This window comes from Nonomuraea fuscirosea (genome assembly GCF_035917475.1).
Classification (GTDB): domain Bacteria; phylum Actinomycetota; class Actinomycetes; order Streptosporangiales; family Streptosporangiaceae; genus Nonomuraea; species Nonomuraea fuscirosea.
On sequence record NZ_CP109074.1, the window covers coordinates 11,827,326 to 11,842,554 of the forward strand.

The following is a 15,229-nucleotide window of genomic DNA, read 5'->3' on the forward strand; positions in this document are numbered from 1 at the left end:
GAAACCAGATCTGTGATGACTTGGACGGATCAATGCTGGATACCTAGCGTCGATGACGTGACTGCCACGATAGAGCGCGGTGCCGCCACCGCGTCTGTTACCCCTCCCCGTAAGGCCCCGACGAGGAAGAAGCCGGGCGGGTTCCTGGGCTCCTCGAACGGCAAGAAAGCCGTCATGGCCGTCACGGGCGCCGTGATGGTGCTCTTCCTGCTCGGCCACATGCTCGGCAACCTCAAGATCTTCTTCGGCCGCGAGTCCTTCAACGACTACGCCCACGCTCTGCGCACGCTGCTGGAGCCGCTCGCTCCCTACCGCACGCTGCTGACGCTCGTGGAGATCGCCCTCGTGGCCTCGGTCGGCCTGCACATGTGGGCCGCGATCTCGCTGTCCCGCCGCGCCGGCAAGGCCAGGCCGGTCAAGTACGTGGCCAAGAAGTCGCAGGCCGGCGGCTACACCACGCACATCATGCGCTGGGGCGGCGTGACGATCGTGCTGTTCGTGATCTGGCACCTGCTCGACCTGACCTTCGGCGTGGTGAACCCGAAGGGCTTCGACGCGGCCCCCGCCGACCGGATGATCGCCGGCTTCGACGCCTCCCGCTGGTGGGTGACGCTGATCTACATCGTCGCCGTCGTCATGGTCGGCCTGCACCTGCGGCACGGCCTCTGGAGCGCCTTCCAGACCCTCGGCTGGGCCGGCCACGGCCGCTACCGGCTGCTGCGCGCGTCGGCCGCCCTGGTCTCCGCGGTCCTGGTCATCGGCTTCCTGGCCCCGCCCCTCGCGATCACGTTCGGAGTTGTCAAGTGAAGTACACCGAAGGTTCCGCGATCAGGGACACCAAGGCTCCCGCCGGGCCTATCGAGGAACGCTGGGAGAAGCGCAAGTTCGGCGCCAAGCTGGTCAACCCGGCCAACAAGCGCAAGCTCAACGTGATCGTCGTCGGCACCGGCCTGGCGGGCGGCTCGGCCGCGGCGACCCTGGGTGAGCTGGGCTACAACGTCAAGTCGTTCTGCTACCAGGACACGCCGCGCCGGGCCCACTCCATCGCCGCGCAGGGCGGGATCAACGCCGCCAAGAACTACCGCGGCGACGGCGACAGCATCTACCGCCTGTTCTACGACACCGTGAAGGGCGGCGACTTCCGCGCCCGCGAGTCGAACGTCTACCGCCTGGCCCAGGTCTCGGTGAACATCATCGACCAGGCTGTGGCGCAGGGCGTACCGTTCGCCCGTGAATACGGCGGCCTGCTCGACACCCGCTCCTTCGGCGGCGCCCAGGTCTCCCGTACGTTCTACGCCCGCGGCCAGACGGGGCAGCAGCTGCTGCTGGGCGCGTACCAGGCGCTGGAGCGGCAGATCGCGGCCGGGACCGTCGAGATGCACACGCGGCACGAGATGCTCGACCTGATCGTGGCCGACGGGCGGGCGCGCGGCGTCATCGTGCGCGACATGGTCACCGGCGAGATCGAGCGCCACCTGGCCGACGCCGTGGTGCTGGCCACCGGCGGCTACGGCAACGTGTTCTTCTTGTCCACGAACGCCAAGGGCTGCAACACCACCGCCATCTGGCGGGCCCACGAGCGCGGCGCGTACTTCGCCAACCCCTGCTACACGCAGATCCACCCGACCTGCATCCCGGTGTCGGGCGAGTACCAGTCCAAGCTCACGCTCATGTCCGAGTCGCTGCGCAACGACGGCCGCGTGTGGGTGCCGCTGCGCAAGAACGACGAGCGCGCCCCTGGCGACATCCCGGAGGAGGAGCGCGACTACTACCTGGAGCGCATCTACCCGGCCTTCGGCAACCTGGTGCCGCGCGACATCGCCTCCCGCGCCGCCAAGAACGTCTGCGACGAGGGCCGCGGCGTCGGCCCCGGCGGGCTCGGCGTCTACCTCGACTTCAGGGACGCCATCGACCGCCTCGGCCGGGACGCGGTCGAGAAGAAGTACGGCAACCTGTTCGAGATGTACGAGCGCATCACCGGCGAGAACCCGTACGACGTGCCGATGCGCATCTACCCCGCCGTCCACTACACGATGGGCGGGCTGTGGGTGGACTACGACCTGCAGTCCACGATCCCCGGTCTGTTCGTCGTAGGTGAGGCCAACTTCTCCGACCACGGCGCCAACCGGCTCGGCGCGTCGGCGCTGATGCAGGGCCTGGCCGACGGATATTTCGTGCTTCCGACCACCATCGGCGACTACCTGGCCGCGGGCCCGTTCGGCGACGTGGACGACGAGGCCGTCGCGGAGGCCGAGATCAGGGTCCGCACCAAGATCGACCGGCTCATGTCCGTGAACGGCACCCGCACGCCCGACTCCTTCCACCGCGAGCTCGGCAAGCTCATGTGGGACTACTGCGGCATGGAGCGCACCGAGGAGTCGCTGCGCAAGGCGCTGGAGCGCATCCCCGAGCTGCGCGAGGAGTTCTGGCAGAACGTCAAGGTGAGTGGCACCGCCGAGGAGCTGAACCAGGTGCTGGAGAAGGCCGGCCGCGTCGCCGACTTCTTCGACCTGGCCGAGCTCATGTGCCTGGACGCCCTCATCCGCACCGAGTCCTGCGGCGGCCACTTCCGCGCCGAGTCCCAGGACGCCGACGGCGAGGCCCTGCGCGACGACGAGCACTTCGCGCACGTCTCCGCCTGGGAGTTCGGCGGCGAGGACGGGCCGGTGCTGCACAAGGAAGCGCTCGAGTACGAGTACGTCAAGATGACCCAGCGGAGCTACAAGTGAACCTGACCTTGCGCGTCTGGCGGCAGAGCAGCCCCTCCGACGCCGGACGCATGGTGACGTACAAGGTGGAGGACGTCTCCCCTGACATGTCCTTCCTGGAGATGCTCGACGTGCTCAACGAGCGCCTCATCCTGGAGGGCGACGACCCGATCGCGTTCGACCACGACTGCCGCGAGGGCATCTGCGGCATGTGCGGCATGGTCATCAACGGCGTGGCCCACGGCGAGCAGCGCGCCACCACGACGTGCCAGCTCCACATGCGCCACTTCGAGGACGGCGCCGAGATCACCATCGAGCCGTGGCGCGCGGCCCCGTTCCCGGTCGTCAAGGACCTGGTCGTGGACCGCAGCGCGTTCGACCGGATCATCCAGGCGGGCGGCTTCGTCTCGGTCCCGGCCGGCTCCGCGCCCGACGCCCACAGCATCCCGGTGCGCAAGGAGGACGCGGACTCGGCCTTCGACGCGGCCACCTGCATCGGCTGCGGCGCCTGCGTGGCGGCCTGCCCCAACGGCTCGGCCTCCCTCTTCACCGCCGCCAAGATCACCCACCTGAGCCTGCTCCCGCAGGGCCAGCCCGAGCGCCTCACCCGCGCGAAGGCCATGGTTGACCAGATGGACGCGGAGGGCTTCGGCGGCTGCACCAACACGGGCGAGTGCACGGCGGTGTGCCCGAAGGGCATCCCCCTGGACACGATCGCCCAGATGAACAGCGACTACCTGAAGGCGAACGCCAAGTAGGAGCCGGTTCAGAATGATGGGCGCAACTATCATAGTTGCGCCCATCGTTCTGAACGCAGGTGATCAGATGGTCAGCAAACCGAGGCGAAGATCGGCGGTCTGCTGGAGCAGCCGCGCACCGCGCCGGCCCGCCCGCTGAAGGCCCTGACGAGCGCCGGATTCCTCCGGTACGACACCGATCCCCTGTGGGAGAGACGCCCGGTGATCACCGTGGTGGACCCCATCGTGCGCTTTCACAATCTGATCACCGTGCCGCAGCGCGATCTCGTCGACACGGGGCAGTCGGCACAAGCCTGGCAGCGGTCGAGGCCGACGTTCGTGGCCGGCGTCCTGGGTCCCCACTTCGAGCAGTGCGCCCGAGACTGGCTACGCGGTCGGGCCGAGTTCCGGGGAGAGGCAGGCCTGGTGGCGGCGACCGCCGTCAACGACCGGAAGGGGCGGGCCGACGCGCCGCGGCGCAGGGGAGACGTGCTGCTGGTGGGAGTGCCTACGCTGGTCGAAGGTGCGGACCCCGTGGTGGTGCCGCGCCGAATTCTCTGAGACGGGCGGTAACAACGGGCGGGATGTGACCACTTCCTGGTGTCAGAAGAACGCATTCCGAACGAAGGGGCTGGGCGGTGGCGGATGATGCGCACCGGTTCACCGGCATGTACGACGAATGCCGGCAACGGGTCTGGGCCTACGTCGTCAGCCGTGCCGGGCGGCAGGTCGCGGACGAGGTGGTCAGTGAGACGTTCGCGATCGCCTGGCGGCGGCTGGACGACGTGCCCGACCCGGCGCTGCCCTGGCTGCTCGGCGTCGCCCGCAACGTCCTGCGCGACAACGTGCGCGCGGAGGTGCGCAGGCAGGCCATGGCCGCCGAGTTGAAGGCGTGGACCGAAGGGGACGTGGCCGACCAGGTGACCGAGCGCATGGCGGTCGTGCGCGCGCTGGCCGCGCTGCGGGAGGACGACCGGGAGATCCTCGTCCTCGTCGCCTGGCACGGGTTGTCGCCCAAGGAGGCCGCGCGGGTGATCGGGTGCTCGTCGGCGGCGTACCGGGTGCGGCTGCATCGGGCTCGCAAACGGCTCAAACAGGCCATCGAGTCGGGGGAGGCGGCGGTGGGTGCGCCGTACTCCGGGGAGCCGTCTTCGAGCGCGCCGTACGCCGGAGAGCCGGTCCGGCGCGAGTCGCCCACGCCCCATGTGCGGAACCTCAGCGAGGAGTGGTCATGAACCCCATCGACGAACTTCGGGCGGCCAAGCCCGCGCACCTGGACGACGGCGGCCGGGTGGACGAGCTGACCAGGGCCACGGAGCTGGCCCGGGCGATGTCGGGACCCCGGCTGGCGCCGGCCCGGCGCAGAGTCGTACGACCGGCCTGGGGGCTGGGGCTGGCGGGGGCCGCGGCGGCCGTGACGGCGGCCGTGGTGGTGGTGTCCGGGAACGGACCGGTGCCCGCGAACCCGTCCCGGGCGCCAGGCGGCACGGGGGTGGTGGCGAGCGCGGAACCCAGCGCGAGCGGCACACGGACGCGGGCGCCGCGGGTGGCGTTGCCGGCCAGGCAGGTGCTGCTGGCGGCGGCCGAGAACGCGGCGCGGCAGGACGAGGGCAGCGGCGACTACTGGCACAGCGAGTCGGTGAGCCGGAACCTCTACACCGTCAAGGACGGCGGCTACCTGGTCGTGGACCGGAACCGCCTCGAAGGCTGGACGCCCAGCGCCACCGGCGGCGAGCAGTGGTCGCGCAGCAAGTCGCTCGGCGCGCGGCCCGCCACCGAGCAGGACAGGAAGGCGTGGGAGCGGGCGGGGTCGCCGTCCGCGTTCGAGGCCGTCATCCCCGGCAAGGGGAGCGGAAAGGAGAAGTACGGCGCCATCCCGTTGTCCACCTCCCCGCGCCCGGCCAGGACCGAGCGCAGCCCGCTGGTCGACGGTGACAAGGTGTTCTGGCTCGGCCGGAACGTCACCATGAAGGACCTGCGCGGGCTGCCGAGCGACCCGGCGAAGCTGAAGAAGTGGCTGATGGCCTCCTACGAGGGCCACGGGACCGAAGGGGACAGCCAGGAGATGTCGGGCGACGTGTGGCTGTTCACGGTCAGCATGGGGCTGATCATGGACATGCCGGTGACGCCCGAGGTCCGGGGGGCCGCCTTCCGGATGCTGGCCGAGCTCGACGAGGCGAAGGTGACCGCCGACGTCACCGACGCCGAGGGGCGGAGCGGGACGGCCGTGTCGGTGCAGGAGCCGACGCACGGGGGCGGCATCGACGAGAAGCGGCTGGTCTTCGACGAGTCGACCGGGCGGGCGCTGGCCAGGGAGAACGTGGTGGTCAAGGCGGGCACGTTCCAGGCCGGGCTGGAGCCGGGCACGGTGTGGACGTCGGAGGTGCTGATCGGGTCCGGCTGGACGGACGCGGGACCCAAGGGCTCCTGACCTCGTCGTCTCCGGGCACGCGGCTCGCCGGGCGCGCATCCGCGCCGGCGAGCCGCTCTGGCGGCTTGTGTGGTCAGCCGCTCTGGCGGGCCGCGTCGTTGGCGTTCGTGCGGATCTGCTGGATGCGCTGCTTGGTCAGGCCGAGCAGCTCGCCGATGTCGCCGTCCGACAGCCCCAGCTCGTGCATGTGCTTGACCCGCTTCTTCAGCGTCCGCGTGTAGTCCTCGGCGATGGCGGCGGCCTGGCGCTGGAGGGCGGCGAAGTCGTCGAGGTCCTGCTCCGACAGGCCGGGCAGGGCGTAGTGGTAGACCGGGGACGGCGGCCTGGGGCGGTCGGCGAACAGGAACGGCAGCCCCTCGGTGACGTCGGCGTGCAACTCCTTGAGCGTACGGGCGGACATGCCGCCGGCCACGCCGTCCACCTGGGCCAGCCACAGGCTGCCGGCCATGGTGACGTGGACGTCGACGCGGTCTGCGGTCATCGGTGCTCCAGTCAGTCCTTCAGCCAGCCGTCGCCGAAAAGGTGTGCCAGCCCTTCTTCGAGGGAGTCCACGAGCTGTGGCGTCTCCCCTGGGTAGAGCGGGACGATGGCGCGGGCCGCGACCCGGCCCCCGGCGTCCCACAGCAGCAGGAAGCGCTGCCGCCTCGTCGTCTCCACCCAGTCGGGGCGCAGGCCGTGGAGGCGGGAGAGCCCGATGATGCGGTCGCGGATGGCCGCGTAATCATCTCGTTCCACCACACGCGGCAGACTATATCCCTTGACTAACACCGACAAGGGGCCTTGTCGGCGATATTTCCCATACGTGTTGGTTAGGGCGCGACGAGCTCTAGGACACAATCCAGGCCCGCGCGAACGTCTCCACAGCCGCGCGGGCGATGCCCGCCAGCTCGGCCTCCTCCAACTGCCGGGTGCCCATCTGCGAGCGGGCCTCAAGGGGGCCCAGGACCAGGGCCATGAACTGCTCGGCCGCCAGGTCGGGGTCCGTGGTGCGCAGCCGGCCGGCCAGCGCGAGCCGGGCCAGCCGGTCGGCCAGCGCCTGGTTGACGCGATCGAGGCCGAACTCCTTGACGATGTCGAGGATGTCGGGGAAGTGGGTGATCTCCGAGTAGAGCAGGCTGCGCAGGGCGCAGTAGCGGCTGTCGGTGTGCAGGCGGAGCAGGGTGAGGGCGACGTCCTCCAACGTGGCGGGCAGATCGTCGCCCGGGTCGGCGAGCGGCGCCAGGGCGGCCACGCGCTGGTCGAGCGCGTCCATGGCGGCGGCCCTCATGGCGTGCCGGAACAGGGTCGCCTTGTCGGTCATGTGGTTGTAGACCGTCGGCTTGGCCACGCCCGCCTCGCGCGCGACGTCCTCCACCCCGGCCTGGGCGTAGCCGTGCCGGGCGAACACGGTGAAGGCGCCGTCCAGGATCGCCTGGCGCTTGTCGATCCGTCCGCGGGTGGTGCTCATGCCATCGATTGTACGCGCGGGTTCAGGTTGATGGACGAGCTGGTTGCAATCGTACGGGCGAGGTATTTATGTTTAACTCATGAGTTCAGATAATGATGATCGGCTGGGTCGCCGGCTGGTGGGGATCATCGCCGTGGTCCTGCTCGGCGGATTGCTCGGCATCCTCAACAGCACGATGGCCGCCGTCGCCACCGACACCCTGGTGCTGGCGTTCGACACGTCGCTGAGCACGGTCGGCTGGGCCTCCACCGGGTTCCTGCTGGCCGTGACCGCCACCATCCCGTTCACCACCTGGGCCGTCGACCGGTACGGCGGCAAGCGGCTGTGGACGGCGGGGCTGCTGGTGTTCCTGGCCGGTTCGCTGGCCGCGGGGCTGGCCTGGAACGTCGGCAGCCTGATCGCCTTCCGCGCCGTGCAGGGGCTCGGGGCCGGGCTGCTCGATCCGCTCGTGCTGATCCTGCTGGCCAGGGCCGCGGGCCCGCGGCGGGCCGGGCGGGTGATGGGGCTGATGGGTGTGGTGCTGTCGCTGGGGCCGGTGCTCGGGCCGATCGCGGGCGGGGCGATCCTGGGGGCGTTCACGTGGCGGGCGATGTTCCTGATCAGCGTGGTCGTCGGGATGGTGGCGCTGGTGCTCGCCGTACGGGTGATCCCCGCCGACGAGCCGGGCTCGCCGGGACCGTCCCGGTTGGACGTGCTGGGCCTGGCGTTGCTCGGCCCCGGGTTCGCGGCCGTGGTGCTGGGGTTGTCGCAGACGGCCGAGCAGGGCACGATCGCGGTGTGGCAGGCGCTGACGCCCCTGGGACTGGGCCTGGCCCTGCTCGCCGGGTACGCCGCGCACGCCCTGGGCCGGCGCCGGACGCCGCTGATCGACCTGCGGCTGTTCCGCAACCGGGGATTCAGCGCCAGCGTCACGATCATGGGGCTCGGCGGCATGGGCCTGTTCTCCGGCCTGTTCGCGCTGCCCCTCTACTACCAGCAGGCACACGGGCACGGCGTGCTGGCGGCCGGGCTGCTCATGGCCCCGCTCGGGCTCGGCGGCTCCATCGCCATGCCGCTGGCCGGCCGGCTCTCCGACCGGGTCGGCGCGCGCGGCCTGGCCGCCGGCGGGGCGGTCGTCGCGATCCTGAGCATGTTCGCCCTGACCAGGATCGAGGCGGGGACGCCGGAGGTCTGGTCGGCGCTGGCGGCGCTCACGCTCGGCCTGGGCAGCGGCTGCTTCAGCGCGCCCACCATGGGGTCGCTCTACCGGACGCTGCCCGGGCCCATGGTGGCGCAGGGCAGCTCCGTCCTGTACATGCTCAACCAGCTCGGCGCGGCGCTCGGCGTCGCCCTGGTCACCCTCGTCGTGCAGAGCGCGGCCGACACGATGAACGGCCTGCGCGGCGTCTTCTGGGTCGGCGTCGTCTCCACGGTGATCGTCCTGGCCCTCGTGCCGCTGCTCCCGGGCCGGACGGCCAGGGCGCCGGCGGCCGTGCCTGCGGAGGCGGAGAGAGCGGACGTACCGCGCTAATTCGCTTGCGGCGGGTAGAGGAACTCTGGCCTGATAGATCACGTTCCCAGCTGCGACCGGAAGGAGGCGATACGGAGATGACGTACAACGAGGTGACCGGAACCAGGAGGCCGCTGCGCATGTGGGCAGAGCCCGAGACGGTCGATCCGCAGGCGATGCAGCAACTGCGTAACGTGGCGAACCTCGAGTGGGTCCACGGTGTCGCCGTCATGCCGGACGTGCACCACGGCAAGGGCGCGACGGTGGGCTCGGTCATCGCGATGAAGGACGCGGTCTCGCCGGCGGCGGTCGGCGTGGACATCGGCTGCGGGATGACCGCGGTGAAGACCACGTACAAGGACTCGCAGCTCCCCGACAACCTGGCCTACCTGCGCGGGAAGCTGGAGCAGGCGGTGCCGGTCGGGTTCGGCCACCACAAGCGGCCGGTCGATCCGGGCAACGTGCACGGGATGAAGACGGCCGGGTGGGCGGAGTTCTGGAAGGACTTCGACGACCTCGCGCCGGCCGTGCACGCGCGGCGCGAGCGCGCCGAGGCGCAGATGGGCACGCTCGGCGGCGGCAACCACTTCCTGGAGGTGTGCGCCGACGACGAGGGCTGGGTGTGGGTCGTGCTGCACTCGGGCTCGCGCAACATCGGCAAGGAGCTGGCGGAGCACCACATCGGGGTGGCCCGCGGCCTCTCGCACAACCAGGGCCTGGTGGACCGCGACCTGGCGGTCTTCCTCGGCCGCACCCCGGAGATGGACGCCTACCGGCGCGACCTGTTCTGGGCCCAGGACTACGCGCGGCGCAACCGTTCGCTCATGATGGGCCTGGTCTGCGACGTGCTGCGCCGCCACCTGCCGAACATCACGTTCGAGCAGCCCATCTCCTGCCACCACAACTACGTGGCCGAGGAGCGGTACGACGGCGTGGACGTGCTCGTCACCAGAAAGGGCGCGATCCGGGCCGGCTCCGGCGACCTGGGCATCATCCCGGGCTCGATGGCCACCGGCACCTACATCGTCAAGGGCCTGGGCAACAGCGCCGCCTTCAACTCCGCCTCCCACGGGGCGGGGCGGAAGATGAGCAGGAACAAGGCCAAGAAGACGTTCACCGTCAAGGACCTGCAGGAGCAGACGGCGGGCGTGGAGTGCCGCAAGGACTCGGGGGTCATCGACGAGATCCCGGGGGCCTACAAGGATCTGGAGTCGGTGATGGCGGCCCAGACGGACCTGGTCCAGGTCGTCGCCCACCTCCGCCAGCTCATCTGCATCAAGGGCTGAGCTTCGCCAGGCGAGCGGGGGCCGGTCCCGTCGGACCGGCCCCTGCTCGGCCATTTCGCTTTTCCGACTCGTGTGGACGCCGACAAGCGTGCAGGCCAGGATGTAGCTCGTAGCAGCTCATCGGCTCGATTCCCGTAGAGTGCGTGGATCACGTGCAGTCCCGGGACGAGGGATCAACTTGTATATTTCACAGCTTGTCGTGCAAGGATTCCGCGGATTTTCCGGGCCACGAGAGGTGGCGCTCGACTTCAGCAGGCCGGACGGGACCTATGCGGGATGGACCGTCCTCGCCGGTCGGAACGGATCAGGGAAGACGACGTTTCTGCAGGCGATCGCCCTGGGCATCGTCGGCGATTATTTCATTCGCGGCTGGGACGTATGGAGCGGCAGGCGGACGGGCGAACAGGCGCTCATCGCCGTCACCGTCGTACAGGATTCGAATTTCGACAGCGGACTCGATTTCGGGCCGCAGGTTTTCGAATTGCGATGGGACGACGAGGGCCATCCTTATGTGCCGCCACGGTCCGCGGGCTCGCGTGGCAGAGGAAAAAACATCGGGGCACTCCGCTTCGGCCCGGGCGAGGGCTGGTTCTTCGCGGGTTACGGGCCGTTCCGCAGGCTCTCGCCGAATGCGTTCGGGCGCGGAGAATCGCCTCGCTCCGTGATGTACGCCGGATTGCGCACCCTCTTCGACGAGGACGTCACCCTCACGGAGGGGGTCGGCTGGCTCATCGAGCAGCATCTGTACCAGCTGGAGGGCCGCACCGGCGCGGCGGAACTCCTGGAGGTCGTTCTGTCGCTGCTGGCCGACGGGATGCTCCCTGACGATCACCAAGTCGTCCGGGTCGACTCGGACGGGCTGTGGGTGCGGCAGGGAGATGGCGCCGAAACCTCCCTCCGGCAGATGAGCGAAGGCTACAGAACGGTCACAGCCGTTGTCGTCGACATCATCCGGCAGATGCATCTGGCGTACGGGAGCCTGCGCGTCACCTATCAGGGAGACACCCCGACACTCGCTTATCCAGGCGTGATTCTCATCGATGAGATCGAGAACCATCTCCATGTCGGCTGGCAGAAGAGAATCGGTGAGTGGCTGACGAGTCACTTCCCCCTCGTGCAGTTCATCGTGACCACGCACAGCCCGTACGTGTGCCAGACCGCTGATCTGAACGGTCTCATCGCGCTGCCCGGACCACGCGAGCCGAAATCGGCGCACGTGGTGCACAGGGATCTTTATGAGCGGGTCGTCTTCGGCTCCGGTGACGACGCGATCCTGACCGAACTCTTCGGCGTCGACAGCCCGTATTCGACCCGGGCGGAAGATGTCCGACGGCAGCTCGGGGACCTTGAGGAGAAGGTTTTGAGCGGGTCCGCTTCTGAGGCGGAGATCGAGGACTACCGCAAGCTCGGCAAGATGCTGGAGAGCTCGCTCTCGGCTCGTGTGGACGAGGTGTCCGCGCGCCTGAGGAGACAGGATTGATCCGCGTCCACCGTACGAACCTCGATGCCGAACTGGCGCTCAAGCTGCTCGAGCGAACGGAGCCGCTGAAGCAGTCGGGCGCCGGCCCCGGCGTCGCCCGGCGATCCTGGCGTGCCGCTTCCACGGAGCGGGCGCAGCTTCGTTCGGTGTTGCGCCGGATGTCGACGGCGATAGAGCGGTGCATGTACTGCGGCGACAGCCGGGGCACGGACATCGACCATTTCGAGCCGATCGGATCGGCGCCCTTCCGCGCCTTCGACTGGATGAACCACCTGCTGGCCTGTTCGTCGTGCAACAGCAACGCCAAACGGGATCAGTATCCGGTCGACAACCTCGGGAGATCACTGCTCGTCGATCCGTCGGTCGACGACCCATTTGATCACCTTAGGTTGATTCTGACGACCGGTACGTATCGCTGGAGCACGCCCAAGGGGCAGGCGACCATTGAGGTTTTTCAGCTGAATCGGGCAGATCTGCGGCGAGGTCGGGAACTCGCCTTTCCGCGCTGTCAGGCCATGCTCCGCGACTATCTCCATCTGCGGGGCTCCGGAAGGAGCCAGGAGGCGATCCGGATGTTGAACGCCCTCTACGAGCAGCCGTTCGCCGATGTGCTGCAGGCGATGTATCGGATCGTGGCGGCGCCGGGAGCGGACATCGTCCTGGGCGGCCCAGAGGTCTTGGCGGCTCTGCGCGTCTCGCAGGGGTGATCGTCCGGGTCGGGGCTGGGCGTCAGGCGGACGGCGCCGGAGGCCGACAGATAAGAGAGCGCTCCCTGAAATGGGGAAGTGTGGTCGAGTGGGGAGTCAAGGTGGGGCTTATGGGGGTGTTTCTGGCGGTGGCCGGGTGTGGCGGGTGGTTGTCGATCAGAGGGCTTTGTCGCTGGTAGATCGGTTGCTGGGTAGCGGAGGAAGGCGCTCGGCCGCTTCTGGGAGGTTTCGGTTGGGTTAACCGATGTCTTGACAGCGGGTCGGGAGGCGAGCACGCTCCTTTCAGGGAGCGCTCCCTCGAACCAACCCCCCAGTTTGACGGAGACCTCGTGAGCTCACCCCTGCGCCGCCTGGCGGCCTTCGTTGCTGGAGCGGGCGCCAGATCGCCGGCGCGTCCGCGGTGCCCGCCCGTGCCGGTGGCGTCCCGCTGTTCGCGGGCGAGTCCGCCTCCATCGAGAACGCCGCCGAGAACGCCGCCGCCGATGCTCGTCGATCGCGCACAGGTCTATCCATGATCAAGGGAGCCGCCATGTCATCCCTCTCACGACTGATCGCCCTGCTGTCCGTGCTGTTCGCCACGTTCGCCGTGGCCCCCGGGCCCGCCTCGGCCGAGCCCGTACGGGTGGCGGAGTTCCTCGCCGACTGCCCGTTCAGCCATCGGCTGCCCGACGACCCGATCGTCTTCCCCGGGCTGCCCGGGGCCTCGCACATGCACAGCTTCTTCGGCAGCCGCGTCACCAACGCCCACACTCAGCTCGCCGACCTGCAGCGGGGCGCCACCAACTGCAACCCGGCGGTGGACAAGTCGTCGTACTGGGTGCCGACCCTCTACCGCGACAACGCTCCCGTGGAGCCGGCCATCATCACGTTCTACTACCTCGGCGAGGGCGTACGTGACGACATCGTCGCCAGGACCCAGCCGCTGCCGCTCGGGCTGCGGATCGTGGCCGGAAACGCCAGGGCGACCGGGCCCGACGACACGACGATCTCCCGGTGGTCCTGCCTGCACGCCGGGCATGTTCCTCCCTCCAAGGACTTCGTGAACTGCCCGTCCGGGACGATGCTGGAGTCGTACCTGGACTTCCCGCAGTGCTGGAACGGGCGGGACCTGGACTCCGCCGACCACAAGAGCCACATGGCCTATCCGGTGGGCCTGCAGTGCCCGAGCAGCCATCCGGTACCGGTGCCGAAGCTGCGGCAGGTGATCCGCTACCCCGTGACCGGCGATCCTTCGCGGCTGCGGCTGGCCTCCGGCGGCGGGTTCACGATGCACGGCGACTTCTTCAACGCCTGGCCGGCCGCGGAGATGGAGCGCCGGGTGCGTGACTGCATCAGGCCGGTCATCAAGTGCGGCGCCGACGGGCGGCCGTCGTAGGGCCGGTCGTCACGTGTTCGACGCCGGCGAGCGGTCTGTCGTTGGGCCGGTCATCAGGCGCGGGCAGGCGGTCGTCGTAGATCTTGCCCGGGCGGGCGTCCCTTCCCGCCCGCCCGGGCTATTCGCCTGAGGGTGGTTTCGGTGCTGAGATGTGGGTTGATGTCGGTCGTGGTGGTTGTGTGCTTTGCCCTCGTGGGCTGCTCTGCTTCCGCTCGGGGCCCGGCCGACGTGGTGTCTGCTCCTGCTGCGTCTCATTCTCAGGCGTCTCATTCTCAGGCGTCCGGTTCTCACGCGTCCGGCTCTCACGGGGTCGACTCAGGGGGGTCGGCCGGTGCGAGTGCTGCCGCTGGGTTCAGCCCGACCGATCTGGCCTGGTTGCAGCTCGCCGAGGCGTTGCACGGGCGGGTCGTGCCGCTGCTTGAGCTGACTCCGGACCGCGCCGGCCGGCCGCTGACCGACCTGGCCCGTCGGCTCGGCGCCGCGCACGAGAAGGGGCGCGGGCGGTTGCGTGCGCTGCTCGCCGAGGCCGGGGTCACCGGGGACAATCCGCATGCCCTGCACGACATGCCCGGCATGCCCACCGCCGACGAACTGCGTGCCCTGGACGGGCAGCGCGGCGACGCCTTCGAACGGCGCTTCACCGCGTTGCTGCGGGCGTACCTGAATCAGCTCGTGCTGGTGGCGAACGGCGAGCGCGACGCCGGCGGTGCGGCGCGCGTGCGGGAGCTGGCGAAGGCGATGGCCGGTGAGCACACGAAAGAACTGGCCGAGCTGGACCGGATCGCCCGATGAATCGGGTTGTGGTGCGGCTGTCTCGTCTGGACGCGTTCGGCTGTGGTCAGCGCGTAGGTTGACCCTATGCGGATCGGGGAGTTGCTCGGGGCCGGGCGCAGTGCCGACGTGTACGCGATCGGCGGCGGGCGGGTGTTGCGCCGCTACCGGTACGACGGCGACGCCGGCCAGGAGTCGGCGGTCATGGCGTACGTGGCCGAGCACGGCTACCCCGTTCCCGAGGTCTTCCCCGGCGAGGGGCGCTCCACCGACCTGGTGATGAGCCTGGTGCGAGGGCCGACCCTGTTGCAGGCGTTCGCCACGGGGAAGGCGGACGCGGGGCAGGTGGGCCGGATGCTGGCGGGGTTACTGCGGCGGCTGCACGAGATCCCGCCCATGGAGCCGGGCGAACCGGGTGATCGGGTCCTGCATCTGGACCTGCATCCGGACAACGTGATGCTCGCCCCGCAGGGGCCGGTGGTGATCGACTGGGCCAACTCCCGGCCTGGGCCACCCGCGCTCGACTGCGCCCTGTCGGCGCTGATCATCGCGCAGGTGGCCGTGGACGAGGAGATCGGCGCGCCGGAGGAGGCCCGCGCGGCGCTGGCCGCGCTGGTTACCGAGCTGGGTGACGCCCTGGACGTGGGCGATCCTCTGGACGAGGCGGCGGCGATCCGGAACGCCAACCCGACGCTCAGCGACCGGGAGATCGACCTCCTGGGCGAAGCGGTGACGCTGGTGCGTGAGCTGGCCTCCTGACCCGATCCGCCTGGGGGTCGTGAGCGCCAGGCGTCCGCG

Annotated in this window: 16 protein-coding genes; 13 read left to right on the top strand and 3 right to left on the bottom strand. The window is 69.5% G+C overall.

All coding sequences use genetic code 11. From position 1 onward, the window contains the following. Positions 1-57: 57 nt before the first annotated feature. From OIE67_RS54625 to OIE67_RS54650, 6 genes are all read left to right on the top strand, one after another. Positions 58-807 carry a succinate dehydrogenase cytochrome b subunit gene (locus tag OIE67_RS54625; RefSeq protein ID WP_326635175.1) on the top strand — a complete coding sequence of 250 codons (750 nt, stop codon included), beginning with the start codon at positions 58-60 and terminating at the stop codon, positions 805-807. Continuing rightward, entirely contained in the window at positions 804-2,729 is a 1,926-nt protein-coding gene (locus OIE67_RS54630) for a fumarate reductase/succinate dehydrogenase flavoprotein subunit (protein WP_326635177.1), read from the top strand. The genes OIE67_RS54625 and OIE67_RS54630 overlap by 4 nt, the downstream gene beginning before the upstream one ends. Continuing rightward, the gene (locus OIE67_RS54635) at positions 2,726-3,466 is read left to right on the top strand and encodes a succinate dehydrogenase/fumarate reductase iron-sulfur subunit (protein WP_326635179.1); all 741 of its coding nucleotides are present in this window, start codon (positions 2,726-2,728) and stop codon (positions 3,464-3,466) included. Before OIE67_RS54630 ends, OIE67_RS54635 begins: the two co-directional genes overlap by 4 nt. Positions 3,467-3,667: 201 nt before the next feature. Then, positions 3,668-4,006, top strand: coding sequence for a hypothetical protein (locus OIE67_RS54640; RefSeq protein ID WP_326635181.1), 339 nt, complete (start codon positions 3,668-3,670; stop codon positions 4,004-4,006). 77 nt (positions 4,007-4,083) lie between these two features. Further along, positions 4,084-4,680, top strand: coding sequence for an RNA polymerase sigma factor (locus OIE67_RS54645; protein ID WP_245955893.1), 597 nt, complete (start codon positions 4,084-4,086; stop codon positions 4,678-4,680). Continuing rightward, on the top strand, positions 4,677-5,876 hold the full coding sequence (locus OIE67_RS54650) for a CU044_5270 family protein (RefSeq protein WP_326635184.1): 1,200 nt from the start codon (positions 4,677-4,679) through the stop codon (positions 5,874-5,876). The genes OIE67_RS54645 and OIE67_RS54650 overlap by 4 nt, the downstream gene beginning before the upstream one ends. 73 nt (positions 5,877-5,949) lie before the next feature. On the opposite strand, the gene OIE67_RS54655 is transcribed toward OIE67_RS54650, so the two are convergent. The 3 genes from OIE67_RS54655 to OIE67_RS54665 form a co-directional block, all read right to left on the bottom strand. Beyond that, positions 5,950-6,357 (bottom strand): hypothetical protein, encoded by a 408-nt coding sequence (locus OIE67_RS54655; RefSeq protein WP_326635186.1) that lies wholly within the window; start codon positions 6,355-6,357, stop codon positions 5,950-5,952. 11 nt (positions 6,358-6,368) lie between these two features. Then, entirely contained in the window at positions 6,369-6,611 is a 243-nt protein-coding gene (locus tag OIE67_RS54660) for a hypothetical protein (RefSeq protein ID WP_146178217.1), read from the bottom strand. Between the two features lie 91 nt (positions 6,612-6,702). After that, positions 6,703-7,323, bottom strand: a complete 621-nt coding sequence (locus OIE67_RS54665; protein WP_326635189.1) for a TetR/AcrR family transcriptional regulator — start codon at positions 7,321-7,323, stop codon at positions 6,703-6,705. 79 nt (positions 7,324-7,402) lie between these two features. Here OIE67_RS54665 and OIE67_RS54670 point away from each other — a divergent pair, with 79 nt between their 5' ends. The 7 genes from OIE67_RS54670 to OIE67_RS54700 all read left to right on the top strand — a co-directional run bounded on the left by OIE67_RS54670 (position 7,403) and on the right by OIE67_RS54700 (position 15,190). Beyond that, positions 7,403-8,833 carry a DHA2 family efflux MFS transporter permease subunit gene (locus tag OIE67_RS54670; protein ID WP_326635191.1) on the top strand — a complete coding sequence of 477 codons (1,431 nt, stop codon included), beginning with the start codon at positions 7,403-7,405 and terminating at the stop codon, positions 8,831-8,833. Positions 8,834-8,910: 77 nt separating this feature from the next. Then, on the top strand, positions 8,911-10,098 hold the full coding sequence (locus OIE67_RS54675; protein ID WP_326635193.1) for an RtcB family protein: 1,188 nt from the start codon (positions 8,911-8,913) through the stop codon (positions 10,096-10,098). 199 nt (positions 10,099-10,297) lie between these two features. Continuing rightward, positions 10,298-11,578, top strand: a complete 1,281-nt coding sequence (locus OIE67_RS54680; protein ID WP_326635195.1) for an AAA family ATPase — start codon at positions 10,298-10,300, stop codon at positions 11,576-11,578. Next, positions 11,575-12,285 carry an HNH endonuclease family protein gene (locus OIE67_RS54685; RefSeq protein ID WP_326635197.1) on the top strand — a complete coding sequence of 237 codons (711 nt, stop codon included), beginning with the start codon at positions 11,575-11,577 and terminating at the stop codon, positions 12,283-12,285. Before OIE67_RS54680 ends, OIE67_RS54685 begins: the two co-directional genes overlap by 4 nt. Before the next feature lie 529 nt (positions 12,286-12,814). After that, on the top strand, positions 12,815-13,660 hold the full coding sequence (locus tag OIE67_RS54690; RefSeq protein ID WP_326635198.1) for a DUF1996 domain-containing protein: 846 nt from the start codon (positions 12,815-12,817) through the stop codon (positions 13,658-13,660). 375 nt (positions 13,661-14,035) lie between these two features. Then, entirely contained in the window at positions 14,036-14,452 is a 417-nt protein-coding gene (locus tag OIE67_RS54695) for a DUF305 domain-containing protein (protein ID WP_326635200.1), read from the top strand. A 66-nt stretch (positions 14,453-14,518) separates the two neighbouring features. Then, positions 14,519-15,190: a phosphotransferase gene (locus OIE67_RS54700; protein WP_326635202.1), complete on the top strand. Its 672-nt coding sequence runs from the start codon at positions 14,519-14,521 to the stop codon at positions 15,188-15,190. Positions 15,191-15,229: the final 39 nt, after the last annotated feature.